The sequence below is a fragment of the Streptomyces sp. MAI_2237 genome, assembly GCF_054189285.1.
This window is the reverse complement of sequence record NZ_JAJPGQ010000003.1, coordinates 1,055,303-1,078,713: the sequence shown is the minus strand read 5'-3', so window position 1 is coordinate 1,078,713 and position 23,411 is coordinate 1,055,303. Positions and strand designations below refer to the sequence as shown.

At 71.0% G+C, this 23,411-nt stretch carries 21 protein-coding genes and 1 pseudogene; 7 read left to right on the top strand and 15 right to left on the bottom strand.

All coding sequences use genetic code 11. The features are described from left to right. Window positions 1-33: 33 nt before the first annotated feature. Window positions 34-492, bottom strand: coding sequence for a MarR family winged helix-turn-helix transcriptional regulator (locus tag LN251_RS15300; protein ID WP_458244910.1), 459 nt, complete (start codon window positions 490-492; stop codon window positions 34-36). After that, entirely contained in the window at window positions 489-1,088 is a 600-nt protein-coding gene (locus LN251_RS15295; RefSeq protein ID WP_458244909.1) for a type 1 glutamine amidotransferase family protein, read from the bottom strand. Before LN251_RS15295 ends, LN251_RS15300 begins: the two co-directional genes overlap by 4 nt. Window positions 1,089-1,226: 138 nt before the next feature. Here LN251_RS15295 and LN251_RS15290 point away from each other — a divergent pair, with 138 nt between their 5' ends. The 4 genes from LN251_RS15290 to LN251_RS15275 all read left to right on the top strand — a co-directional run bounded on the left by LN251_RS15290 (window position 1,227) and on the right by LN251_RS15275 (window position 6,675). Continuing rightward, window positions 1,227-2,582, top strand: coding sequence for an aminotransferase class III-fold pyridoxal phosphate-dependent enzyme (locus LN251_RS15290; protein ID WP_458244908.1), 1,356 nt, complete (start codon window positions 1,227-1,229; stop codon window positions 2,580-2,582). Window positions 2,583-2,767: 185 nt separating this feature from the next. After that, entirely contained in the window at window positions 2,768-3,469 is a 702-nt protein-coding gene (locus LN251_RS15285) for a GntR family transcriptional regulator (RefSeq protein ID WP_458244907.1), read from the top strand. Then, window positions 3,466-5,949 carry a dolichyl-phosphate beta-glucosyltransferase gene (locus LN251_RS15280; RefSeq protein WP_458244906.1) on the top strand — a complete coding sequence of 828 codons (2,484 nt, stop codon included), beginning with the start codon at window positions 3,466-3,468 and terminating at the stop codon, window positions 5,947-5,949. Before LN251_RS15285 ends, LN251_RS15280 begins: the two co-directional genes overlap by 4 nt. A gap of 75 nt (window positions 5,950-6,024) precedes the next feature. Continuing rightward, a complete protein-coding gene (locus tag LN251_RS15275) occupies window positions 6,025-6,675 on the top strand; it encodes a hypothetical protein (RefSeq protein WP_142154000.1) in 651 nt (216 codons plus the stop codon). Window positions 6,676-6,686: 11 nt separating this feature from the next. Here the strand turns inward: LN251_RS15275 and LN251_RS15270 are convergent, their stop codons facing one another. From LN251_RS15270 to LN251_RS15255, 4 genes are all read right to left on the bottom strand, one after another. Then, window positions 6,687-6,977, bottom strand: coding sequence for a hypothetical protein (locus LN251_RS15270; protein ID WP_058924126.1), 291 nt, complete (start codon window positions 6,975-6,977; stop codon window positions 6,687-6,689). A 115-nt stretch (window positions 6,978-7,092) separates the two neighbouring features. After that, on the bottom strand, window positions 7,093-8,913 hold the full coding sequence (locus tag LN251_RS15265; protein ID WP_458244905.1) for a bifunctional metallophosphatase/5'-nucleotidase: 1,821 nt from the start codon (window positions 8,911-8,913) through the stop codon (window positions 7,093-7,095). A 133-nt stretch (window positions 8,914-9,046) separates the two neighbouring features. Beyond that, window positions 9,047-9,550: a hypothetical protein gene (locus LN251_RS15260; protein WP_458244904.1), complete on the bottom strand. Its 504-nt coding sequence runs from the start codon at window positions 9,548-9,550 to the stop codon at window positions 9,047-9,049. 100 nt (window positions 9,551-9,650) lie between these two features. Beyond that, window positions 9,651-10,934, bottom strand: a complete 1,284-nt coding sequence (locus LN251_RS15255; protein WP_142153988.1) for an adenylosuccinate synthase — start codon at window positions 10,932-10,934, stop codon at window positions 9,651-9,653. 195 nt (window positions 10,935-11,129) lie between these two features. Between LN251_RS15255 and LN251_RS15250 the strand changes: the two genes are divergently transcribed. Next, window positions 11,130-11,972, top strand: coding sequence for a diacylglycerol kinase family protein (locus LN251_RS15250; protein WP_458244903.1), 843 nt, complete (start codon window positions 11,130-11,132; stop codon window positions 11,970-11,972). A gap of 36 nt (window positions 11,973-12,008) precedes the next feature. Here LN251_RS15250 and LN251_RS15245 read toward each other — a convergent pair whose 3' ends face one another. Beyond that, complete coding sequence (locus LN251_RS15245; protein WP_458244902.1) at window positions 12,009-12,506, bottom strand: GbsR/MarR family transcriptional regulator; 498 nt, start codon at window positions 12,504-12,506, stop codon at window positions 12,009-12,011. 74 nt (window positions 12,507-12,580) lie between these two features. On the opposite strand from LN251_RS15245, the gene LN251_RS15240 reads away from it, so the two are divergent. Together LN251_RS15240 and LN251_RS15235 are read left to right on the top strand one after the other, a co-directional pair. Continuing rightward, entirely contained in the window at window positions 12,581-13,480 is a 900-nt protein-coding gene (locus tag LN251_RS15240; protein ID WP_458244901.1) for an ABC transporter ATP-binding protein, read from the top strand. Next, window positions 13,477-15,045 carry an ABC transporter permease gene (locus tag LN251_RS15235; RefSeq protein ID WP_458244900.1) on the top strand — a complete coding sequence of 523 codons (1,569 nt, stop codon included), beginning with the start codon at window positions 13,477-13,479 and terminating at the stop codon, window positions 15,043-15,045. The genes LN251_RS15240 and LN251_RS15235 overlap by 4 nt, the downstream gene beginning before the upstream one ends. Window positions 15,046-15,072: 27 nt before the next feature. Here LN251_RS15235 and LN251_RS15230 read toward each other — a convergent pair. The 8 genes and pseudogenes from LN251_RS15230 to LN251_RS15195 all read right to left on the bottom strand — a co-directional run bounded on the left by LN251_RS15230 (window position 15,073) and on the right by LN251_RS15195 (window position 23,405). Then, window positions 15,073-15,550: pseudogene (locus LN251_RS15230) on the bottom strand (Uma2 family endonuclease). Between the two features lie 85 nt (window positions 15,551-15,635). Further along, window positions 15,636-16,841 (bottom strand): cytochrome P450, encoded by a 1,206-nt coding sequence (locus tag LN251_RS15225; protein WP_458244899.1) that lies wholly within the window; start codon window positions 16,839-16,841, stop codon window positions 15,636-15,638. Between the two features lie 115 nt (window positions 16,842-16,956). Next, window positions 16,957-17,967 (bottom strand): hypothetical protein, encoded by a 1,011-nt coding sequence (locus LN251_RS15220; RefSeq protein WP_458244898.1) that lies wholly within the window; start codon window positions 17,965-17,967, stop codon window positions 16,957-16,959. Next, on the bottom strand, window positions 17,967-19,064 hold the full coding sequence (locus LN251_RS15215; RefSeq protein WP_458244897.1) for a hypothetical protein: 1,098 nt from the start codon (window positions 19,062-19,064) through the stop codon (window positions 17,967-17,969). The genes LN251_RS15220 and LN251_RS15215 overlap by 1 nt, the downstream gene beginning before the upstream one ends. Window positions 19,065-19,231: 167 nt before the next feature. Continuing rightward, window positions 19,232-19,897: a response regulator gene (locus tag LN251_RS15210; RefSeq protein ID WP_058924132.1), complete on the bottom strand. Its 666-nt coding sequence runs from the start codon at window positions 19,895-19,897 to the stop codon at window positions 19,232-19,234. Next, entirely contained in the window at window positions 19,894-21,276 is a 1,383-nt protein-coding gene (locus LN251_RS15205; RefSeq protein WP_458244896.1) for a sensor histidine kinase, read from the bottom strand. The genes LN251_RS15210 and LN251_RS15205 overlap by 4 nt, the downstream gene beginning before the upstream one ends. 96 nt (window positions 21,277-21,372) lie before the next feature. Continuing rightward, entirely contained in the window at window positions 21,373-22,047 is a 675-nt protein-coding gene (locus LN251_RS15200) for a response regulator (protein WP_142153968.1), read from the bottom strand. Continuing rightward, window positions 22,044-23,405: a histidine kinase gene (locus tag LN251_RS15195; protein WP_458244895.1), complete on the bottom strand. Its 1,362-nt coding sequence runs from the start codon at window positions 23,403-23,405 to the stop codon at window positions 22,044-22,046. Before LN251_RS15195 ends, LN251_RS15200 begins: the two co-directional genes overlap by 4 nt. Window positions 23,406-23,411 lie beyond the last annotated feature (6 nt).

The following is a 23,411-nucleotide window of genomic DNA, read 5'->3' as shown; positions in this document are numbered from 1 at the left end:
GCGAGGCGGGGGGCCCGATGGCCGGAGCGGTGTCTACGGTTCCGTAACAGGGGGACCGAGCTTCTCGAGTACGTCGGCCAGCCGCTCCAGCGTCCGCACCGCCTCGGCGAGTTCGGCCTCCCCGAAGGCCTCCGCCAGCCGGTCGGCGAAGGCGGCGTGACCGGGGCCGATGCGCCCGATCGCCGCGCGCCCCTCGTCGGTCGGCGCGAGGAGCTTGGCGCGGCGGTGGGCGGGGTTGGGCCGGTACTCGGCGAGGCCGCGCCCCACCAGCAGGTCGGCGATGCGCTGCACGCTCTGCCGGGTGATGCCCATGACCCGGGCGATCCCCGCGACGGACAACGGCTCTCTCAGCACCGCGCCGAGCACCTGCCACCGGGCGGCGGTGAGCCCGGCCGGTCCGGACAGCTCCTCGGCGACGCCCAGGAACTGTCCGTTGAGCCGGAAGACGCCGAGTGCGCCCCGGCTGAGCAGTTCCTGGCGCTCTCCGCTCACCGCGCCTTCTCCAGGACGGCGTAGGCCTCGGCGTCGGAGTCGTGGAACAGCCGGTACCAGGCGTCGAGGACCTCCCCCTCGTACACCCCGAGCAGCCGGAACACCTCCCGCGCGAACGCGACGGGCTCGGTGGGGCCGGCGGTGATCAGGTTCCCGTCGGTGACGGCGTCCGCCTCGACGTACCGCCCGCCGCCCTGGTACCCGGTCGCGGCGAGGTAGAAGGAGACGGCGCCGGTGTGGTCCCGGTCGTCGAGCAGCCCCTCCCGGGCGAGCCCCGCGGTCGCCCCGCAGATCGCGGCGACGGGCGTGCCGGCGTCGAGGAACTCCCGCGCCTTGCGGGCGAAGGGCGCCAGCCGGTCGCCCGAGTCCCACAGATCGGCGCCGGGCAGGATCAGCAGCGCGCTGTCCTCGGGATGTACGTCGTCCAGGACGAGGTCGGGGTCGACGCGCAGTCCGCCGATGCTCCGGACCGGTTCCGCGGACGCGCCCACCGTCCGCACCCGGTACCCGGCCCGGGCGAGGTACGCCGTCGCGTACCCCGTCTCCCAGTCGGCGAGCGTGTCGTACACAGCCAGATGCACGGACTTGGAGTTCATGACAGCAGACTGTCACTACGACAGTATGCTGTCAACCATCGATCCGGTGCCGCTGTCGACAACCTGTCGCGGAAAGCCCCGGACCGCAGACAGGACGCCGATTCCGTCTCCGCATCGCGGACATTTACGCTCGCCCGCATGACCCCTCAGCCGAATCCCCGGGCCGGTGCCGCCGTGAAGGCGGCGGACCGTGCGCACGTCTTCCACTCCTGGTCCGCGCAGGAACTCATCGACCCGCTCGCCGTCGCCGGCGCGGAGGGGTCGTACTTCTGGGACTACGACGGCAAGCGGTACCTTGACTTCACCAGCGGGCTCGTCTACACCAACATCGGCTACCAGCACCCGAAGGTCGTCGCCGCGATCCAGGAGCAGGCCGCGACGATGACGACCTTCGCGCCCGCCTTCGCGGTCGAGGCCCGTTCGGAGGCGGCGCGGCTGATCGCCGAGCGGACCCCCGGGGACCTGGACAAGATCTTCTTCACCAACGGCGGCGCGGACGCCATCGAGCACGCCGTGCGGATGGCCCGGCTGCACACCGGGCGGGCGAAGGTGCTGTCGGCCTACCGGTCGTACCACGGCGGTACGCAGCAGGCCGTGAACATCACCGGTGACCCCCGGCGCTGGGCCTCCGACTCCGCCTCGGCCGGGGTGGTGCACTTCTGGGCGCCGTACCTGTACCGGTCGCGCTTCTACGCCGAGACCGAGGAGCAGGAGGCCGCGCGGGCGCTGGAGCACCTGGAGACGACCATCGCCTTCGAGGGGCCGGGCACCGTCGCCGCGATCGTCCTGGAGACCGTCCCCGGCACCGCCGGGATCATGCTGCCGCCGCCCGGCTACCTCGCCGGGGTGCGCGAGCTCTGCGACAAGTACGGGATCGTCTTCATCCTCGACGAGGTCATGGCCGGCTTCGGACGGACCGGAGAGTGGTTCGCGGCCGACCTGTTCGGCGTCACCCCCGACCTGATGACCTTCGCCAAGGGCGTCAACAGCGGGTACGTGCCGCTCGGCGGCGTCGCCATCTGCGGCGAGATCGCCGAGACCTTCGGCAAGCGGCCCTACCCCGGCGGTCTCACCTACTCCGGGCATCCGCTCGCCTGCGCAGCCGCGGTCGCGACGATCAACGTCATGGCGGAGGAGGGCGTCGTCGACAACGCCCGCCGGCTCGGCGAGACCGTCGTCGGCCCGGCCCTGCGGGAGCTCGCCGAGCGGCACCCCAGCGTCGGCGAGGTGCGCGGTGTCGGCATGTTCTGGGCGCTGGAGCTGGTGCGGAACCGGGAGACCCGCGAACCGCTGGTGCCCTACAACGCGGCCGGCGAGGCGAACGCCCCGATGGCCGCCTTCGCCGCCGCCGCCAAGCGGCACGGCATCTGGCCCTTCGTGAACATGAACCGCACGCACGTCGTACCGCCGTGCAACGTGAGCGAGGCGGAACTGAAGGAGGGCTTCGCGGCACTCGACGCGGCGCTGTCCGTGGCCGACGAGCACACGGAGTAGCAGCGGTCGCGACGCCGAGTACGCGGAGTGGCGGAAACAGGGCCGGCGGGCACCCGGAGTAGCGGAAACGGGGCCGGCGGGCACCCGGCACACGGATAAACGGGCGAATCCCGAACGCGTAAGGTGGCGTGCTCGTAGGTATAGACGTGCACGCCACCCGACCGCCCCGAGGAGACCGTCCGACGATGCCCGGCAGCAGCGGCACCGGCGCCGTGACCCGCAGCACCCTGCGGCAGCAGATCGCCGACGCGCTTCGCGACGAGGTGCTGGCGGGACGGCTCCAGCCGGGGCAGGAGTTCACGGTCAAGGAGATCGCCGAGCAGTACGGGGTGTCCGCGACGCCCGTCCGCGAGGCGCTCGTCGACCTGTCCGCGCAGGGCCTGCTCGACGCCGACCAGCACCGCGGCTTCCACGTCCACGAGTACTCCGCCGCCGACTACCGCGGCATCGTCGAGGCCCGCAGCCTGGTGACCGACGGCATGTTCCACGTCCTGGAGTCCGACACCGGCCGTCTGCCCGCACCGGACGACGCCCGCGCCAACGCCGCCCTCGCCGGAGTGCGCCGCCGCGGCGAGGAAGCGCAGCGGGCCTCGCTGGCCGGTGAACTCACCGTGCTGATCGGCTACGACCTGCGCTTCTGGCACGAACTGGGCAACCTGTTCGGCAACCCCTACCTGGCCGACTTCCTGCACCGGCTGCGCGTGCAGTCCTGGGTGTGCGCGGTGCAGCACCTGCGCCGGCTCACCGACCTGCGCGGCACCCTGTGGTCCGGCCACACCGAACTGGTCGAGGCGCTGTCCCGGCGCGACCTGCCGGCCGCACGGCGGGTCGTCGACGCGTACAACGCCCACGCCCTGGCCCTCATCGAGCGGCTGGCCGACGGATGAGCGCCCTGGCCGGTGAGGAACGCACCGCCGGGGAAGGGGACAACGGCAACGGCACGCGGGAGTCCGCCGCTCCCCTCGACCTCTCCGTGGTCGTCCCCGCCTTCGACGAGGAGGAGCGCCTCGGGCGCACCCTCGACGCCGTCACCCGCTACCTCTCCGACGGCGCGGGCCGCTGGGGGGCATGGGAGGTGGTCGTCGCCGACGACGGCTCCCGTGACGGGACGCGCGAGGTGGTCGCCGGTCGCGGCGACCCGCGCGTCCGGCTCGTCGTCGCGGACCGGCACCGCGGCAAGGGCAGCGCGCTGCGGCTGGGCGTCGCCGCCACCCGGGGCCGGCGCGTGCTGGTCACCGACGCCGACCTCGCCTCGCCCATCGAGGAGCTGGAGAAGCTCGACGAGGCACTCGGCGCGGGCAACTCGGCGGCGATCGGCTCCCGTTCGGTGCCCGGCGCCACGATCGGGGAGCGTCAGCATCCGGTGCGCCGGCTGCTGGGCCGCGCCGGGAACCTGCTGATACGCAGCGGCACCGTCCCCGGCGTACGGGACACCCAGTGCGGCTTCAAGCTCTTCGAGGGCGAGCGGGCCCGCGAGGCCTTCGCCGCCTCCCGGGTCGACGGCTGGGCCATCGACGTCGAGGTCCTGCACCACTTCCACCGCGCGAACTGGCAGGTCACCGAGGTCCCCGTGCGCTGGTCCCACCAGCCCGGCTCGAAGGTGCGGCCCCTCGACTATCTCCGCGCCCTCGCCGAACTGACCCTGCTGCGCGCCCGCTCGGTGCGCCCGGCCGACCTCTTCGCCCTGCTGCTGTTCCTGCTGATGTCGATGGCCCTGTACTCGGGCCGCCTCTTCGACCCCGGCCACCGCTACCTCGTGGACTCCCTGCAGGACCAGAACCAGTGGGAGTGGTTCTTCGGCGTCACCGCGCACAACCTCGCCCACCTGGACAACCCGCTCTTCTCCGACGCCCAGAACTTCCCCGCCGGCGTGAACCTCATGGCCAACACGGTCATGCTCGGCCTCTCCGTCCCGTTCGCCCCGCTCACCCTCCTCGCGGGCCCGGCGCTCTCCCTCTCCGTCGCGATGACGCTGGGCCTGGCCGTCACCGGGTTCGCCTGGTACCGGCTGATCGTCCAGCGCGTCGTACGGCACCGCCCGGCCGCCTTCGTCGGCGCCTGTCTGGCCGCCTTCGCCCCGCCGATGGTCAGCCACGCCAACGCGCACCCCAACTTCGTGGTGCTGTTCATGATCCCGCTGATCGTCGACCGCGCCCTGCGCCTGTGCGAGGGCCGCCGGGTGGTCCGCGACGGGGTCGTGCTGGGCCTGATGGCCACCTACCAGGTCTTCCTCGGCGAGGAGCCGCTGCTGCTGGCGGCGCTCGGCCTGGTGCTGTTCGCCGCCGCCTACGCCGTCGTCCGCACGGACGTGGCGAAGGCCGTGTCGCGCCCGCTGCTCAAGGGCCTGGGGATCGCGGCCGCGGTCTGCCTCCCCCTGGTCGCCTACGCCCTGATCTGGCAGTTCACCGGCCCGCAGAGCTACGCGAACATGCCGCACGGCGACAACGCGGGCAACAGCCCGCTCGCGCTGCTCTCCTTCGCCGAGCGCTCCCTGGTCGCGGGCAGCGCGGAACGCGCCAACGCGCTGTCGATGAACCCGACCGAGCAGAACGCCTTCTACGGCTGGCCCCTGGTCGCCCTCGCCTTCGCGATCACGATACGGCTGTGGGACCGGGCCCTGGTCAAGGCGCTGGCGGTGACCGCGGTCGGGGCGGCCCTGCTCTCGCTCGGGCCCGCCTTCCGCATCCCTCTGACGGAGCGGACCTACCCCGGCCCCTGGGCACTGCTGGCCCACCTGCCCCTCTTCGAGTCGGTCATCGAGGGGCGGGTCGCCATGGTCTGCGCCCCCGCGCTCGGCCTGCTGCTCGCCCTCGCGCTGGAGCGTCTGGCGGCCACCCGTGACCGGGGCACGCAGTACCTGGGCCTGCTCGGCGTCTGCCTCGCCCTGCTCCCGCTGATCCCGGCCCCGCTGAAGACGGTGCCCCGGGCCGGGACGCCGGCGTTCTTCACGGACGGCACCTGGACGTCGTACGTCCGTGCCGGCGAGTCGCTCGTCACGGTGCCGCTGCCCGACGCGGGCGACGCCACCCCCCTGCGCTGGCAGGAGCAGGCGGACTACGGCTTCAAGCTGCCCGGCGGCTATTTCAACGGGCCGTGGGGCACGGAGCGCAGGGGCATCTACGGCGCCGCCCCGCGCTACACCTCGCAGTTGTTCAGTGATGTCCGCGACACCGGTGTGGTCCCCGAGATCGGCGCGAACTGGCGGGCCCAGGCCGCGCGGGACCTCGCGTACTGGAAGGCGGGGGTGCTGGTGGTGGCGCCGCAGCCGCACGCCGACGCCCTGCGCAGGACGCTGCGGGAACTGATGGGCCGTGACGGGACGTGGGTGGACGGGGTGTGGGTATGGGACCTGCACCGGGGCACCTGACCCGAACGACCCGGTCCCACCCCGAGCCGCACCGACTACCCTTCCTTGACTGACCACCTCGCTAGGGAGCCCTCTTTGGCCTGTGACCTGTGGCTGGTACCGCTCGTCGACGTGTTGTGCCACACCCCCGACAATCCCTTCGCCGACGAACTCGCGCAGTACAACGACGTGCTGGCCGCGGCCGGTCTGCCGCCGGTGCCGGTGTACCAGTACATGCCGGGACTGTCCGGCGAGGTCGCCCCGGTGGCCGGCTTCGACTACGACGCCCTGCACTTCCTGCGCCGCGTCTATCTGCTGCAGGTCTGCGGTCTGCCGGTGACGCCCGTCGACGATCTGGGCGGCGACTACGAGCAGTTGCTGGAGATGTTCGACTCGACGGCGCAGCAGTCGCACCTGGTCTGGCACTACGACCACGCGGGCGCGTACGTCCCCGTGGACTTCCCGCAGCCCCTGTCCAACGACGAACTGCTGTCCGGCGGCGGCCCCTTGGGCTCCTCGCAGGCGCTGCTGCGGGAACTGGAGTACGTCGCCCCGGCCATCGGCATCGACCCGGCCAACCCGCCTGCCGCCCCGGAACCGCCGCGCGCTCCCACGGAGCTGGAGGAACCGGCGGTCCCGGCGCCGTACGACCCGAGCCCCTTCGCCCGCGAACGGCACGTCTGGCTGGGCCTGCACGCGGCGGCGACGCGGAGCCTGGCGCAGGGGTCGATGATCGTCTTCAGCTGAGCTGCCGTGCCCTAGCGGAGCTGCGAGAGCCCCTTCTGCAGGTCGTCGGAGTTCATCACGGGCGTCATGTCGACCTCGGCGCCCAGGTCCATGAAGAAGGGCTCGCCGATGGCCGGCATCTGGGAGCTGTCCTGGACGTCGAGGACGAGGTAGGCGGTGCGGACGCCGTGGTCGATGGTGAAGTAGGCGGCCTCGGGCTTGAGATTGCCGAGGGTCTCCTCCATGAGTTGCGGCATCTTGCCGCTGCGGATGACGTCGTTGGCCTTCTCGGTGTTCATGGACGCCTTGAGCAACACGCGCATCGCACTCACCTTCTTCAGTAGACCGATACGCGGCCCATACATCGTAAGCCCGATATGTCCGGACAGAGCGACCGGAGGCGGAACCCCCGGTCGCTCTTCGTCCGCCGCGCTCCGGTCAGAAGACCGGGGTGCCGTCCTGCGTCAGCTTCCAGTTCGTCACCGCGAAGTCCTTCGGCTCCAGCGTCCCCTTCGACGTCACGTAGTCGATCATCAGCTGGCGGATCTCGTTGGTGGAGCTGTAGGCGATGTCCGCCGAGGCGATGTGCGGGTAGCCCGAACCGCCGTTCGCCCGGTAGTTGTTGACCGCGACGACGAAGACCTGGTCGGCGGCGATCGGCGCGCCCTTGTAGGTGAGGTTCTTGATCCTCGACCCCTCCGGCTGCGCGATGTCGATCTCGTAGTCGACGCCCGCCGCGGTGTCGTACATGTAGTCCCAGAAGCTGTTGGCGTTCGTCAGGGTCGAGGTGTCGACCTTCGTGCCGGACGGGACCTGGTGGTAGTACTTCGCGGCGTACTCCAGGTAGTCCTTCAGCTGGGCGCCCGTGAGCTTCTTGCCGTAGAGGGTGTTGTCGTAGATGTAGAGGCCGGCGATGTCCTTGATGGTGACGCTGCCGGCCGGGATGTCGGCGGTACGGCTGAAGGGCGCCGCCACCGAGATCAGCGGCAGCGCGGCGTCGGAGGCCGAGAGCCCGGACTTCACCGTGTCCATCTGGACCTGGTGGATGAAGTCCATGATCGGCACGTCCTTCCAGCAGGACTCCGCCGCCGAGAGGTCCTCGGTGCAGGTGCCCACCGCCGTGTTGACGTACTTCACGACCAGCTCGTGGTCGGCCTCCAGGAGCTTCTTGATCTCCGGGTCCTCGTCCACCGTGTTGGGGTTGAGGGTCTGGGCGGTCTTCTTGGTCACCTTCCAGCGCCCGTGGTGGAGTTCGAGCTCGAAGTCGAACACGCTGAGCCGGTAGCCCCAGCAGTACGGCTCGGAGAGCAGGACGTCCTCGCCGGTCTCCGCGTTCTTCACCATGTAGGACGGCACCTCGACGTGCGTGTGGCCCACCAGGATCGCGTCGATGCCGGGGACCTGCTCGGCGACGAGGTTGGAGGCGTTCTCCACGTACGGCAGCGCGTCGCCGTAGGAGGAGGACCCGTCGAGACCGGAGTGGTCGGTCAGGAAGACGACGTCGCAGCCGAGCGCGCGCAGCCGCGGCACGTACTTCTTCGCCTGCTCCACCAGCCCCGGGAAGACCATCTTCCCGCTGACGTTGTCCTTGTCCCACAGCGCGATGCCGGGGTTGGTCAGGCCCAGGATGCCGACCTTGATGTCGGGCGCGCCGGGCACGCAGATGCGCTTGACGGTGTACGGGTGGAAGGCGGGGCGCAGGGTCTTGGCGTCCAGGGCGTTGGCGCCGAGCAGCGGGAAGCGGCACTGGCTCTCGAACTTCCTGAGCACCTCGATGCCGTAGTTGAACTCGTGGTTGCCGAGGGCGGCGGCGTCGTAGCGCATGTGGTTCATGGCCACGGCCATCGGGTGCTTGGGACCGGGCTTGCCGTCGGTGCCCGTGATCGGGGCGACGCGCGCGAAGTAGTAGGCCAGGGAGGTGCCCTGGATGATGTCGCCGGCGTCGACGAGCAGGACGTGCTCCTCGCCCTTGGCCGCACGCTGCTGCTTGATGAGCGTGGCGACGCGGGCGACGCCGACGGAGTTGCCGGCCTTGTCGCTGTAGGCGGCGTCCTTGTAGTAGTCCCAGTCGAAGACGTGGCTGTGCAGGTCGGTGGTGCCCAGGATGGAGAAGGACCAGGTCTTGGGCGCCTTCCCGGGCATCTGACCGTCGGCGGCCTGGGCGGTGCCGGCGCCGACGGCCCCCGCCGCGGCGACGGCCGCTCCGGTGACGGCCGACTTCTTCACGAACTCGCGGCGGTTCATGGGACTGACGGGCATACGGGGCTCCTGGAAGCTGGCGTGGCGCGACGCGCGTAGACAAGTCGAACGTGCGGGGCTACTCGCGTAGAGCGTGACCTCTGCCCAGGCGCCCGGAAAACCAGGAATTGGCCATGTCCAGTTCAAAGATGAGTCAGCTCGGCCCGGGTCGATCGGCGAGATCCTCGGGCAGGGTGACGGGCCCCGAGTCCCGGCAGGCGCGAAGCCGGTCCTCGTCGTCCTCGATCGCCCGCAGGACGTAATAGGCACACGCGACAATGCCAGGCGATGCGCCCGACCACAGGTCGCGGTACAGCGTCCAGAGCCCCTGCCGCGCGATCTGCCGGCACAACTCCGACGAGTGGTCGTCGTCGCTGAACACCAGCCCGCCGAGCAGATCCAGGCATACGAACCTGGCGCCGGGGGACAGGTCGCCCGCAAGCGCCGCCATGAGCACCGAGGCGACGGGCACCGCCGGCTCCTGCGGGATCGACTGAATCATGGCGTGGTTCTCGATGTGAAGCGCCCGCGCCTCCTCACTGGACTGCGCCGAGACCAGCCTCAGCAGGTCGCCGGCCAGGTGAGCGGCCGTCTTCGTACATCCACAGGTGAACGCCGACCAGTGGTACCGGCCGATCTCCACGTCGACCAGTCGCATACGCAGCCCCACTCTCCTCGTCCCCCACCGCTGACGTCTCCCGGCGTGCAACGCGCAAGGAGCCGCCCCCGTCGGGGCGGCTCCTTGCGTTTCCTGCGGGTCAGAGGAACGAGTTGATCTCGATCGTCTCGTCCCGGCCCGGGCCCACGCCGATCGCGGAGATCGGGGCGCCGGACATCTCCTCCAGCGCCTTGACGTAGTTCTGGGCGTTCTTCGGCAGGTCGGAGAAGGACTTCGCCTTGGTGATGTCCTCGGACCAGCCCGGGAGGGTCTCGTAGACGGGCTTCGCGTGGTGGAAGTCCGACTGCGAGTACGGCAGCTCCTCGACCCGCTTGCCGTCGATCTCGTAGGCGACGCAGACCGGGATCTGCTCCCAGCCGGTGAGGACGTCGAGCTTGGTGAGGAAGAAGTCCGTCAGGCCGTTGACGCGGGTGGCGTAGCGGGCGATCACCGCGTCGAACCAGCCGCAGCGGCGGTCCCGGCCGGTGGTCACGCCCCGCTCGCCGCCGATGCGGCGCAGCGCCTCGCCGTCCTCGTCGAACAGCTCCGTCGGGAAGGGGCCCGAGCCGACGCGGGTGGTGTACGCCTTGAGGATGCCGATGACCCGGCTGATCTTCGTCGGGCCGACGCCGGCACCGGTGCAGGCGCCGCCCGCGGTCGGGTTCGACGAGGTCACGAAGGGATACGTGCCGTGGTCGATGTCGAGGAGCGTGCCCTGGCCGCCCTCGAACAGCACGACCTTGTCGTCGTCCAGGGCCTGGTTGAGCACCAGGACCGTGTCGGCGACGTACGGCGCGAGCTTCTCCGCGTAGCCCAGCAGCTCCTCGACCACCTGGTCGACGGCGATCGCGCGCCGGTTGTAGAGCTTGGTGAGCATCTGGTTCTTGACGTCGAGGGCCGCCTCGACCTTCTGGGTGAGGATCGACTCGTCGTAGAGGTCCTGCACCCGGATGCCGACGCGGTTGATCTTGTCCGCGTAGGTCGGTCCGATGCCGCGCCCCGTCGTACCGATCTTCCGCTTGCCGAGGAAGCGTTCCGTGACCTTGTCGACGGTCACGTTGTACGGCGTGATGATGTGCGCGTTACCGCTGATGAGGAGTTTGGACGTGTCGACGCCGCGCTCGTTGAGTCCGTTCAGCTCGGAGAACAGGACCGACGGATCGACGACGACACCATTGCCGATGACCGGGGTGCACCCCGGCGAGAGGATTCCGGAAGGGAGCAGGTGGAGGGCGTACTTCTGATCGCCCACGACGACGGTGTGGCCGGCGTTGTTGCCGCCCTGGTACCGCACGACGTAATCCACTGAGCCACCGAGCAGGTCGGTTGCCTTTCCCTTGCCTTCGTCACCCCACTGAGCACCGAGCAGCACAAGTGCGGGCACGCGCGTACACCCCTTCCGGGCGGGGCATGTCCAAGGTCAGGGGCGCACGCGTAGGGTTCACCGCCGCATGCACCATGGCCGTCGTTGGCCGTAACCCGTCGGACCGGATGCCCCGGAATAGACGAAGCCCCTGGCGCAATAGCGCAAGGGGCTCTTGCACAAAGATGCTACCCGAGGAAGCGAGGCAGGACCGAGGTGGCGACTTCCGCGACTTCCGAGGCGAGTTCCGAACAGCTGCTGGTGGTCATCGATCCGGTGGCCCGACGGACGGACGGGGAGTCGGTACGCATCGCGAAAGACGTGCTCAGCGCGGGTGCGCAGACCAAGGTCTGCCTGCCGGACGGCCCGGAGGAATTCGCCCGGGCGCTGTCCCGGCGCGGGTCGAGAAGGCCGGTGGTCATCGGCGACGACCGGGCCCTGGTGCGAGCCGTGTCCCTTTTGCACCGGCAGCGGGAGCTGGCCGGATGCGCGCTGTCGATGGTGCCGGTGGGGGCCGCGCTGTCGGTGGCCCGTTCCCTGGGGGTGCCCACGGGCGCGGTCGCGGCGGCCCGGTCGGTGCTCGAAGGGGCCGTACGCCGGATGGATCTGCTGGTGGACGACAGCGACGGGGTGGTGCTGGGCGCGCTGCGGATTCCTCCGCTGAGTGAAGCCCACGCGCTGGAGGAGGCCGCGGGACGCCCGTGGCTGCGCACGGCCCAGTCGCTGGTGCGCACCCTGGTCCCGGCCCGTGAGGCCCCGGCCCCGGCGCCTCGGGCGGCCCGGCTGCGCATCGAGGTCGACGGCGTGACCCTGGTCGACCTGGACCAGCCGGTGGAGGCGGTGTCGGTCGTGCCGGGCGACCGCGGGGTGGCCGAGGTCGAGGTGCGGCCGCTGTCGGTGGGCGCGGAGGCCTCGCCGGTACGGGCCGAGGGACGCACGGTGAGCGTGTCGGGGGCGGACTTCCGCTATCGGGCGGACGCGGGGGTGTGCGGGCCGGTACGCAGGAGGACGTGGACGGTGTGGGAAGGGGCCTGGGGGCTCACGCTGCCGGGGCGGTGAGCCAGCTCCCCGGAGCGGGTGCCCAGGGCACCGGCCCTAGGTACCCGCGTCTCCGAAGAGCTCCTCGCGGTGGAGTCGCCAGCGTTCCATCATGGCCGCGATCTCGCCGTCGACGAACTCGAAGAAGGCGAGCGTCTCGGCCATGCGGCGGCCCGCCGGGGTGCCGGCGCCGAGGCTGGTGACGCCTTCCCGCAGGGCGCCCTCCCACCGTTTGATGACGGCCTCGCGGTTGGTCAGCGCCTCGTACCACTGGTTGCTGTGCACGCGATAGCGCTCCCGCCGCGAGCCGGGCTCGCGCTCCCGGGACACCATGTGCTGCTGGGCCAGGTACCGCACGCCGCCGGAGACCGCGGCGGGGCTGATCTGCAACTGCTCGCCCAGGTCCGCCGAGGTCATCGCCCCCTCGTCGGAGGACAGCAGCGCGGCGAAGATCCGTGCCGGCATGCGCTGCATCCCGGCCTCGACGAGCTGTGCCGCGAAGCTCTCCACGAACTTCGAGACCGCTTCCGGGTCCCGCCCCACCTCGTCAGTCATGGCCACCACCCTAACCGGGCTTCACAGGCTTCCTTATCTTCACAAATTTCTGAAAGAAGCGTACGTTCTGAACCATGACGAAGGCAATCACGGTCGCCGGGCTCCACAAGTCCTTCGGCCGCACCCACGCCCTGGACGGCCTGGACCTCGACGTGGAGAGCGGCGAGGTGCACGGCTTCCTCGGCCCGAACGGTGCCGGCAAGTCCACCACCATCCGCGTCCTGCTCGGCCTGCTGCGCGCCGACTCCGGCGCCGCCCAGGTGCTGGGCCGCGACCCGTGGAAGGACGCGGTGGAGGTGCACCGCCGGATCGCCTACGTCCCCGGGGACGTGACCCTGTGGCGCAACCTCTCGGGCGGCGAGGTGATCGACCTCTACGGACGCCTGCGCGGCGGACTCGACGCCGCGCGCCGCGCCGACCTGATCGAGCGCTTCGAGCTGGACCCCACCAAGAAGGGCCGCACCTACTCCAAGGGCAACCGTCAGAAGGTGGCCCTGGTCGCCGCGTTCGCCTCGGACGTCGACCTGCTGATCCTCGACGAGCCGACCTCGGGCCTGGACCCCCTGATGGAGGAGGTCTTCCAGCGCTGTGTGGAGGAGGAGCGGGCCAGGGGCCGGACGATCCTGCTGTCGTCGCACATCCTCAGCGAGGTCGAGCAGCTCTGCGACCGGGTGAGCATCATCCGCAAGGGCCGCACCGTGGAGAGCGGTTCGCTGGCCGACCTGCGCCATCTGACCCGGACCAGCGTCACCGCCGAACTGGCGGGCGCGCCCAACGGGTTGTCGCACCTGCCGGGCGTCCACGACCTCGACGTCCAGGGCCGGCGCGTACGGCTGCAGGTCGACACCGACAAACTCGACGCCGTACTGAAACAGTTGAGCGAGTCCGGAGTCCGCTCGCTGACCTCCACCCCGCCCACGCTGGAGGAGCTGTTCCTGCGCCACTACCAGGACGAAGAGGTGGCGGCGCGATGACGTCCCTCGTGGGCACCCGGATCCTGCTGCGCTTCAACCTGCGCCGCGACCGGCTGATGATCCCGGTGTGGGTGGCCGTCAACACCCTGATGGTCCTCTCCATGCCGAACACGCTGAAGACCCTCTACGGCACCCCCGCCGAACGCGCCGACCTCATCCACCAGGTCGCCACCAACGCCTCCTTCCGCGCCCTGATCGGTCCCGTCTTCGACGACTCCGTCGGCGCCCTGACGGCCTGGCGCGTCGGCGTCTACGCCGGGGTGCTCGCGGCGGTCACCAGCCTCCTGGTCGTCGTACGCCACACCCGCGACGAGGAGGAGAGCGGACGTCAGGAACTCATCTCCTCCGGCGCGGTGGGCCGCCGGGCCTCCCTGACCGCGGCCCTGCTCGCGGCGGCGGTGGCGAACGCCGTGCTGGCCCTGCTGGTCGTGGCCGGCCTGGCGGGCCAGGGAGCCGCGGGCGCGCTGGCCTTCGGGCTCGGACTGGCGGCCGTCGGCATGGTCTTCGCGACGGCCGCGGCGATCGTCGCCCAGCTGACGGAGAGCGCACGGCTGGCGCGCGGCCTGACCGCCGGCGTGCTCGGCGCGGCCTTCGTGCTGCGCGCGGCGGGCGACTCCGCGGCCACGGACGGCTCCTCGGTGTGGACGTGGCTGTCGCCGCTGGGCTGGCTGGAGAACCTGCGCGCGTACGCCGGCGAACGCTGGTGGGTGCTGGCGCTGTTCGCGGCGGCGATCGCGCTCCAGGCGGCCGTCGCCTACGGGCTCGCGGGCCGCCGGGACATCGGCATGAGCTTCCTGCCCACCCGGCCCGGCCCCTCGGTCGGCCGCCTGGGCACGGCCGGGGCGCTCGCCTGGCGGCTGCAGCGCGGCAGCGTCCTTGGCTGGTCGCTCGCCTTCTTCGTCGTCGGAGTCGTCTACGGCGGTCTCACGGACGGCGTGGCCGACATCGTCGGCGACAACGAGAGCGCGCGCAGGATCTTCGAGCGGATGGGCGGGCAGAGCGCGCTGACCAACGCCTTCCTCGCAGCGATGGTCGGCATGATGGGCCTGGTCGCGGCGCTGTACGTCGTCGGCAGCGTGCTGCGCCTGTACGGCGAGGAGACCTCCGGCCGGGCCGAACCGGTGCTGGCGAACCCCGTGGGCCGCCTGCGCTGGGCCGCAGGCCACCTCGTCATCGCCTTCGGCGGCTCGGTCCTGCTGATGCTCTTGACCGGCCTCGGCTTCGTCGTCGGCTACGGCAAGGAGGCCGGCCCGATCCTGGGGGCCTGCCTGGTGCAGCTCCCCGCGGTGTGGGTGATCGGCGGGCTGGCGGTGCTGCTGTACGGGGTGCTGCCCCGGGCGGCGACGGCGGCCTGGGGCGTGGCGGGCGCCGTCCTGCTCATCGGCTGGGTCGGCCCGGCGCTGGACGCACCGCAGGCGGTGCTGGACCTGTCCCCCTTCGGCCACCTGCCGAAGCTGCCGGGCGGGGGGATGGAGTGGGGGCCGGTCCTGGTACTGCTGGCCCTGGCGGTGGTGCTGGTCGCCGCGGGCCTCACCGGCCTACGACGGCGGGACCTGACGACCTGAGCGCGGCCTGGGCGGGACGGCGGCCGCTCAGTCGAGGTAGTCCTTGAGTTCCAGGGTGTCGAGTTCGATGCCGACCGGATCGGGGACAGTGACCTTGCCGCCCAGCTTCACCACGTGGATGTCCCGGTATCCGTCCTCCGGGTCCGGGTCGCTGTGGACCAGGACCGAGAGGCTGTCGCGGTCGATGAGCAAGTAGACGGGGATCCCGGCCTCGGCGGAGCCCCGGGGCTTCTCCACGCGGTCGCGAAGGTGCGTGTCCGTGTCGTACGGAGTGATCTCGACGACCATGAGCACGCCATCGGTTTCGGCCCAGTCGCCCTGTCCCGCGAAATGCCCCACCGGCGCGAGCACGCCGTCAGGCCGGACCCGCCCCCGGCGGTAGGCCTCGACCTTGAGGCCCTGGGTCGGATTGAACGGTCTCGTCCTCGCGTTCGGCGAAGGCCGCGATCCGCTCGAACACGTCCGGCGACATCGGTGACGAGGTGCGCTCTGCCATAGCCGTCATGGCGCCTCCCTCCGCAGGCAGGCACCAGCGTGACGTCACTCGCGGCTTTCGCAGGGGATCGCTCGGTGATCATCCGAACGGGTGCTCACCCCACCTGGACACCGAGTCCCTCCAGGCCGCGGATCACGAAGTTCGGCTTTCGGCGCGGCTCCTCGCTGAGGCTCAGCGTCGGGGCCTTCTCCAGCAGGGCCGTCATGGAGGCGGCCAGCTCGATGCGGGCGAGCGGGGCGCCGATGCAGTAGTGGATGCCGGCGGAGAAGGAGATGTGCGGGTTGTCCGCGCGCGTCAGATCCAGGCGCTCGGGGTCCCGGAAGACATCCGGGTCGTGGTTGGCCGACCCGAAGAGCATCGCGATCTCCGAGCCCCTGGGGATGACGGTGCCGTCGATCTCGATGTCGTCCAGCACCCAGCGTTCGAAGAGCTGCAGCGGGGTGTCGTAGCGCATGAGCTCTTCCACGGCGGTGGGGACGAGCGTGTGGTCGGCGCGCAGGGCGGCCAGTTGGTCCGGGTTGCGGAAGAGGGCGTACCAGCCGTTGACGGTGGCGTTGACGGTCGCCTCGTGCCCGGCGTTGAGCAGCAGCACGGCCGTGGAGATCATCTCCTGCTCGGTCAGCCGGTCCCCCTCGTCGTGAGCGGCGATCAGCCCGGAGATCAGGTCGTCGCCGGGCTTCTTGCGCCGCTCGGCGATGAGCTCGCGCAGGTACTCCGAGAACTCCACGGACGCCTGTACGGCCTTGCGGGCCGTGTCCTCGGACGGGTTCAGCTCGTACATCCCGCAGATGTCCGCCGACCACGGCCGCAGCGGGGCGCGGTCGGACTCCGGGATGCCCAGCATCTCGGCGATGACGGCGACGGGCAGCGGTTCGGCGACGTCCGTGAGCAGATCGCCGCCGCCACGCTCCACCAGCCCGTCCACCAGCTCCCCGGCCAGCCGGGTCACGTACGGCCTGAGCTGCTCGACGGTCCTCGGCGTGAACGCCTTCGACACCAGCCGCCGGATCCTGGTGTGGTCCGGCGGCTCCAGGTCGAGCATGCCGTGGTCGTTGAGCGTGTGGAACGGCTCGTGCTCGGGCGGAGGCGCGGTGCGTCCGAAGTCCTCGTGGCCGAACCGGTGCAGATACGTCCGCCCGAGCCGGCGCTCCCGCAGCAGCGCCGAGACGTCCGCGTGGTGCGGCACCAGCCACTGGTCGGTGGCCTCGAAGTAGTGCACGCGCCCGGCGGCACGCAGTTCGGCGTAGACGGGGTAGGGGTCGGCGAGGAACGCCGGGTCCCAGGGGTCGAAGGCTGCCATGCGGGGACGCTAACCCGGCATGCCGGGCCCTGACCAGGGGTGTTCCTTCAGGTGATCGTCGGGGCCGTGGCCTCGCCCCGGCCCGAGGTACGAGCCGGCCACGGCCCCGACGGCCTTACGGCGCTCCGCCCCAGTCGGTCGCGATCCGTCCGGCCAGTTCGAGGCATTCGCCGTTGGCCTTGACCCCGTTCTCCGCCGGGACGCGTCGCAGGACGGCTTCCGCACCGGCGTGCCTGCCGTCGAAGCGCCGTTGTTCCTCCTCCGGGAAGCACGAGTGGAGGGCGCTGAACAGCACGGCCGCCGACTCCCTCACGCTCTCGTCCTCGTCGGTGGCGAGGGCGCAGTCCAGCCAGGGCTCGATGGGGAACTGCTGCATCTCCTCGGCGTCGCCGCACCACCAGGCCTTGTCCTGGGAGAGCAGCACCTCTCCCATGGCCTGCAGTACGTACTCCTTGGCCGCGACCGGGACGTCCCCGCCCACGTTCCACTTGTCCATGAGGCGACCGGGGAACGCGTACTCGCCTTCCACGCGCGGATTGGTCAGCCCCCTGCTCGCCGCGTGCTCAAGCAGGAGGGAGGTTGCCTCGACCATGGTGGTCTCGTCCGCGAACTCGCCGTCCAGGTGGTACGGATGCTGGAGCGCGCCGTCGGCGAGTATCTCGTCGATGATCCAGGTGGCGGTGCCGTCGTCCACCTCCCCGGCCTCCCACGCGGGTTCGAGTATCCGTATGGCCACGCGCGGCTGGCCGATCAGGACCGTGGTGCTGAGGATGCCCGCCACGCGCTCGGGCTTGCCGGCGGGAAGCGCCTCCAGACCCTTCACGATGGTCTCGAAGTCGAGCCTGCGCCGTTCGCGCGCGTTGTGCTCCGTGGTGAGCAGCGCGCCGAACAGCGTCACGGCGGTGGCGAGGCCGCCTCCGATGAAGGTGGCGAAGACCGCCAGTTCCCTGTCCCCCGGCGGAGAGCCGACAGTGAACCCGAGCAGACCGGAATGCAGCGCCAGCATCACGGCCATCACCGCCATGACGAGGGCGATGACCGAGAGGAAGGCATAGCCGACGCTCTGCGCCGGATTGCTCCGCGCCCAGTTGAGCAGGCCCCGGGAAGCCCTCCGCCCGGCACTCATCAGCTCGACTTCCGCGACATCCGCGTCTGGGCCAGCGCGTGACCGTCGTCGAACCGCCCGTGCGCCCCGGCCGCCGCCTCCTCGCCCTCGATGCCCCGGTACCAGGGCTTGGCCTTCTTGGCCTCCTCCTGGCTGAGGAAGCCGATGAAGTCCTTCCGGTGGCACTTCTCGATGACCGCGACGGCCTTGTCGTACACCACCTCGTCCATCATGCGCACCGGCAGGTGGATGCGCCGGGCCTCGTGGTGGTCGATGGGGAAGAGGTGATGGGTGTAGTCGAAGACGAGGCGCGAGGCGATCTCGTCGACCCGCTTGTCGTCCACCTCGTCGGCGTGCATGCGCAGCAGCCGCCGGGCGTAGAACTCGCCGATCTTGAGGCTCCTGCCCCACCCTCCGAAGTGCAGCGCGGTGACGCTGCCCAGCATGGGCTGCACCATGCCCAACGTGTAGTCGCTGGCGGTCTTCAGCAGCGTCTCGACGGCGACCTTCCCGTCGGTCTGCTTGATGAGCTCCGGCAGGACCAGCTGCAGCGTGCGGATGCCGAAGCTGCGGACGTAGTCGACGCTCTGGTAGCAGTCGAGCGCCGACACACGACTCGCCGGGTTGCGCGGATCGGAGATCTGCGTGTCCAGCGGCCCGAGTTCACCGAAGGGCGAAAGGTAGAGCTCGTTCGCCCCGAGGGCCACGAGCGTGCTGGCGCTCTTCGCCCGGCCGGGCACGAACACCCGCACCGTCTTCGCGTACTGCGCGAGGTACAGCGCCGACGAGTACGCGCTGTCGAGGCTGCCGCCGGGGGATTCGAGCAGGACGTTGAGCTCGACGTCGTAGCCGTTGTCCTCCGAGGCGGGATACCCGTAGGCCCCGCGCAGCATGTCCCTGAGGTGCCCCTCGGTTCCCGTCTCCCGGTTGTCGGACACGAACTCGCTGTGCAGCAGCAGCCAGGTGCCCCCGGCCTCCTGCACCAGCTTGTGCCCCGCCTCCACGACTGCCTTGTACTCGGCCAGCGTCATCTTCTCGGCCTCCGCACGCAAGCCCACGTCGAGTGCGCTGGCCCGTTCTTCCGTCGCCGTCGAACCATTCCCCTGATGGCCGTTCATCGAAGCCCGCCTCCGTTGTCGGACACGCCCCCCATGGCTTCGGAGACCCCCTCCGAAAGGGGCATTTCCGGAAGTTTCAGCGTCTCGCCGCGCCGTGAGGGCGTCAGTGTGCCGAAGGTCCCAGCGGCACTGCCGATCAGCCCTGATACACGGACCCGGTCCCTCCACTAACCCGGCGTCACCAGCCGTGCCTCGTAGGCGAACACCGCTGCCTGGGTGCGGTCGCGCAGGCCCAGTTTCACCAGGATCCTGCTGACGTGGGTCTTGATCGTCGACTCGGCGACCACCAGGCGTTCGGCGATCTCCGCGTTGGACAGGCCCTGGGCGATGAGGACCAGGACCTCCGTCTCGCGTTCGGTGAGGTCGCCGTAGGCCTGGTGGGCGGCCTGCATGACGCGCGGGGCCTGGGAGAGTTTGGAGAACTCCGTGATCAGGCGTCTGGTGACGGTGGGCGCGAGGAGGGCCTCGCCGGACGCCACCACCCGCACCCCGTCGGCCAGTTGGCGGGCGGAGGCGTCCTTGAGCAGGAAGCCCGAGGCGCCGGCGCGCAGCGCCTGGTAGACGTACTCGTCGAGGTCGAAGGTGGTCAGCACCAGGACCTTCGAGGTGCTGTTGGCCGCCACGATCTCGCGGGTCGCCTCGATGCCGTTCATCTCGGGCATGCGGATGTCCATCAGGACGACGTCGGGCGTGAGTTCGCGGACGCGCTCGACCGCCTCGCGGCCGTTGACCGCTTCGCCGACGACCTCGATGTCCGGCATCGCGTTGAGGAGGACCGAGAAGCCTTCGCGCACCATCATCTGGTCGTCCGCGATCAGGACGCGGATCGTCATGCCTCTCCTTCGCTCACCGCGACGACCGGCAGGAACACCGTCACCTCGTATCCTCCCTCGTCCGTCCGGCCCGCCGTCATCTCGCCGTTGAGCATGGTGACGCGTTCGCGCATGCCCGTGACACCGTGGCCGGCACCGGGTGACGGTCTGACCGCCGACGGCTCCGGAGGCGGGTCGTTGACTATGCGCAGGCCGAGACCGCCGAGGACGTAGGAGACCTCCACCTTGGCCGCGGCTCCCGGCGCGTGCCGCAGGGTGTTGCTCAGCGCCTCCTGGACGATCCGGTACGCCGACAGCTCGACGCCCTGCGGCAGTTCGCGTATCGCCCCGGTGGTCGTCCTGTCCACGCGCAGGCCTGTCTCGCGGACGTTGGCGAGCAGTGCGTCCAGGTCGGCGAGTGTGGGCTGCGGGGCGTCCGGCGCCTCGTAGTCCTCGGCGCGGACCACGCCCAGCACGCGGCGCAGTTCGGTCAGGGCCGCCACCGCGTTCTCCCGGATCGTGGCGAACGCCTTCTCCAGCTCCGGCGGCGGGTTCTCCACCCGGTAGGGCGCCGCCTCCGCCTGGATGGCGACGACCGACATGTGGTGGGCGACCACGTCGTGCAGTTCGCGGGCGATCGTCGTGCGCTCCTCCAGCAGGGTGCGCCGGGAGCGCTCGTGCGCGGTCACGGTCTGCTGCGCGGTCACCTCCTGGCGGGCGTCGCGGCGGATGTGCCAGACGGTGACGGCGAGGAGGGCCAGGGCCGAGAAGAACACCATCGGGGCGGAGTTGGTGCCGAACGGCGAGTGTCCCCAGTTGAAGAAGTTCTCCACCACGACGCCGTACACCGTCGTCAGCACCCACATCCACGCCGCGGTGCGCGGCCTGGTGCGGACGGCCACGATCGTGAGGACGAACAGGTGGCAGGCGAAGCTCCCGGGCAGCCACGGGAACTCGGTCTCCCAGCTGCCGCCGACCACGCCGGCGAGGGGGGTCGCGGCCATCGACAGCCAGAACGCGCCGACCGGCCGCACCATGGTCAGCAGGACCGGGACCAGCGCGAGCAGGCCGAGGACGAAGTTGTTGCCCGCGCCGATCAGGGAGCTGTTGGCGCCGATCAGCATCGCGAGCAGCCCGAGGGCGACGATCACGGCGTGCCCCCGCCAGGTCGCGTACTCCCGCAGCCTGCCCCTCAGCCGCCGGGTGAGGGGGCCGTCGACGCCCATCCGGGGCAGCGGACGGTAGGCGAAGGCGTCATGGAACAGGTCCTGCCGCAGCCCTTGCAGCGCATCCATGGCGGCCCGGAACTCGGGGCTGCGCGGTGTGTACGGCTCGTACGCGGGGTCCGACGGCTCCAGCAGCCTCGTGGGCTCCTGCTGCGTCCGGGTCTTCTCGGTCACACGGAAACCGTAGGCGCAGACCCCGTACGGGGGCGTCCCCTGTGAGAACGGTCCTGCGGCATCCACCTGAAGTACTACGGGTACGGGGCGCGGGCTTCAGTAGCCGGACGGCCTGACCAGTCCCGACTCGTACGCGAACACCGCCGCCTGCGTCCGGTCCCTGAGCCCCAGCTTCACCAGGATCCGGCCCACATGGGTCTTCACGGTCTGCTCGGCGACGACCAGCCGCTCGGCGATCTCCGCGTTCGACAGGCCCTGCGCGATGAGGGCCAGGACCTCCGTCTCGCGCTCGGTCAGATCGCCGACGCGCACCTTGAGCGGGGCCCGGGGCCGGTCGCCCAGGCGGGAGAACTCGGCGATCAGCCGCCGGGTGATGCCGGGCGCGAGCAGCGCGTCGCCGGCCGCCACCACGCGGACCGCCTCGGCCAGCTTGTCCGCCGAGGCGTCCTTCAGCAGGAACCCCGACGCACCCGCCCGCAGCGCCTCGTACACGTACTCGTCGAGGTCGAACGTGGTGAGCACCAGCACCTTGATGTGCGGCAGCTCGACGGCGATGCGGCGGGTGGCCTCGATGCCGTTCAGCTCGGGCATGCGGATGTCCATCAGGACGACGTCCGGGGCGAGTTCGCCGACCTTGGCGACGGCGTCCGCGCCGTCCACCGCCTGCCCGACGACGTCGATGTCGGGCTGGGTGTTGAGCAGCACGGTGAAGCCCTGCCGGACCATCTGCTGGTCGTCGGCGATCAGTACGCGGATCGGGCTGCTCGTCATGCGGTGTGGTCCTTCACATCGGAGGTGTCGTCGGCGTCGACGGGCCCCGCGGCCTCGGGGTGCGGGGTGACCGGGAGGAACGCGGAGACCTGGAAGCCGCCGTCCGGCCGGGCGCCCGCCAGGAGGTGACCGCCCAGCATCGCGGTCCGCTCCCGCATGCCGAGCAGCCCGTGCCCGGCGCCCGGCGACGGGGGAACCGGTCTGCGCGAGGGCGAGTTGAGGACCTCCACCCGCAGACCGTAGGGCACGTAGCCGATCTCCACGCTCGCCGTCGCGCCGGGAGCGTGCCGCAGGACGTTGCTCAGCGCCTCCTGCACGATCCGGTACGCCGACAGTTCCACGCCGGACGGCAGCGGCCGCCGCTCGCCGACGATCCGCGTGCTCACGCTCAGCCCGGCCGCCCGGGTGTTCTCCACCAGCGCGTCGAGCCGGTCGAGGGTGGGCTGCGGGCTGTGCGGGTCGGTGCCGGCCCGGTCGAGTGCGTCGGTGTCGCCGTCCTCCGAACGCAGCACTCCCAGCACCCGGCGCAGCTCGGTCAGCGCCTCCAGCGCGTTGTGCCGGATGCCCTCCAGGTTCTCCCGGAGTTCGGGGGGCGGGTCCTGCACGAGGTGCGGGGCGACCTGGGCCTGGATGGAGATGACGGACATGTGATGGGCGACCACGTCGTGCAGTTCGCGCGCGATACGGCTGCGCTCCTCCAGCAGCGTGCGCCGTGCCCGCTCCTCCGCGGCGAGCGTGGCCTGCCGGCCGAGTTCCGCCCGGGCCTCGCGACGGCCGCGCAGGGCGCTGCCGAGCGCCCACACCAGCGCCGACAGGGCGACGGCGATGACCCCGGTCTCCTGATAGTGCGCGGCGCCCCACACACCCTCGAGGGCGTAGGTGACGAGGGCGGTCACGGTGAGCGCCTCGGCGGAGACACGGGTGGGGACGCGCAGGGCGAGCAGCAGCATCACGAGGGTCTGCGCGATGATCCCGGCCGTGGTCCAGGGCCAGGTGAACGGCATGGCCGGCGGCATGCTCAGCCGGCCGTGCAGCAGCACGGCGCCGACCAGCGTGGCGCCCGTGGACAGCCACCACGCCGGGATCGGCCGCCTGAGGGCGAGGACCACCGCGCCGCCCTGTGCGAGCGCGATCGGGAAGACGGTCCCGGTGCCCAGGTGCCCGTTGTCCCGGAGCTGTGCGACCCCGCCGAGCACGACGCCGAACGCGGCCAGGCACAGCACCACGTGCGGCGCCCCGCGCAGCCGCGCGGAACGCGGCAGCGGGTCGGCCCGCAGGGTCCACAGGTCCTCGCGCAGCACCCGCGGCCAGCGCGGCAGCCGCTCGCCCAGCACCCGCCGGATCCCCGTCCCCGTCACGCGGAC

What these genes read in the sequence shown, in the direction of transcription:
- LN251_RS15280 (WP_458244906.1), top strand. Translation starts at nt 3,466, where the DNA reads ATGAGCGCCCTGGCCGGTGAGGAACGCACCGCCGGGGAAGGGGACAAC.
- LN251_RS15220 (WP_458244898.1), bottom strand. Translation starts at nt 17,967, where the DNA reads ATGAGTGCCGGGCGGAGGGCTTCCCGGGGCCTGCTCAACTGGGCGCGG.
- LN251_RS15240 (WP_458244901.1), top strand. Translation starts at nt 12,581, where the DNA reads ATGACGAAGGCAATCACGGTCGCCGGGCTCCACAAGTCCTTCGGCCGC.
- LN251_RS15260 (WP_458244904.1), bottom strand. Translation starts at nt 9,550, where the DNA reads ATGCGACTGGTCGACGTGGAGATCGGCCGGTACCACTGGTCGGCGTTC.
- LN251_RS15285 (WP_458244907.1), top strand. Translation starts at nt 2,768, where the DNA reads ATGCCCGGCAGCAGCGGCACCGGCGCCGTGACCCGCAGCACCCTGCGG.
- LN251_RS15270 (WP_058924126.1), bottom strand. Translation starts at nt 6,977, where the DNA reads ATGCGCGTGTTGCTCAAGGCGTCCATGAACACCGAGAAGGCCAACGAC.
- LN251_RS15245 (WP_458244902.1), bottom strand. Translation starts at nt 12,506, where the DNA reads ATGACTGACGAGGTGGGGCGGGACCCGGAAGCGGTCTCGAAGTTCGTG.
- LN251_RS15200 (WP_142153968.1), bottom strand. Translation starts at nt 22,047, where the DNA reads ATGACGAGCAGCCCGATCCGCGTACTGATCGCCGACGACCAGCAGATG.
- LN251_RS15235 (WP_458244900.1), top strand. Translation starts at nt 13,477, where the DNA reads ATGACGTCCCTCGTGGGCACCCGGATCCTGCTGCGCTTCAACCTGCGC.
- LN251_RS15295 (WP_458244909.1), bottom strand. Translation starts at nt 1,088, where the DNA reads ATGAACTCCAAGTCCGTGCATCTGGCTGTGTACGACACGCTCGCCGAC.
- LN251_RS15210 (WP_058924132.1), bottom strand. Translation starts at nt 19,897, where the DNA reads ATGACGATCCGCGTCCTGATCGCGGACGACCAGATGATGGTGCGCGAA.
- LN251_RS15215 (WP_458244897.1), bottom strand. Translation starts at nt 19,064, where the DNA reads ATGAACGGCCATCAGGGGAATGGTTCGACGGCGACGGAAGAACGGGCC.
- LN251_RS15225 (WP_458244899.1), bottom strand. Translation starts at nt 16,841, where the DNA reads ATGGCAGCCTTCGACCCCTGGGACCCGGCGTTCCTCGCCGACCCCTAC.
- LN251_RS15290 (WP_458244908.1), top strand. Translation starts at nt 1,227, where the DNA reads ATGACCCCTCAGCCGAATCCCCGGGCCGGTGCCGCCGTGAAGGCGGCG.
- LN251_RS15265 (WP_458244905.1), bottom strand. Translation starts at nt 8,913, where the DNA reads ATGCCCGTCAGTCCCATGAACCGCCGCGAGTTCGTGAAGAAGTCGGCC.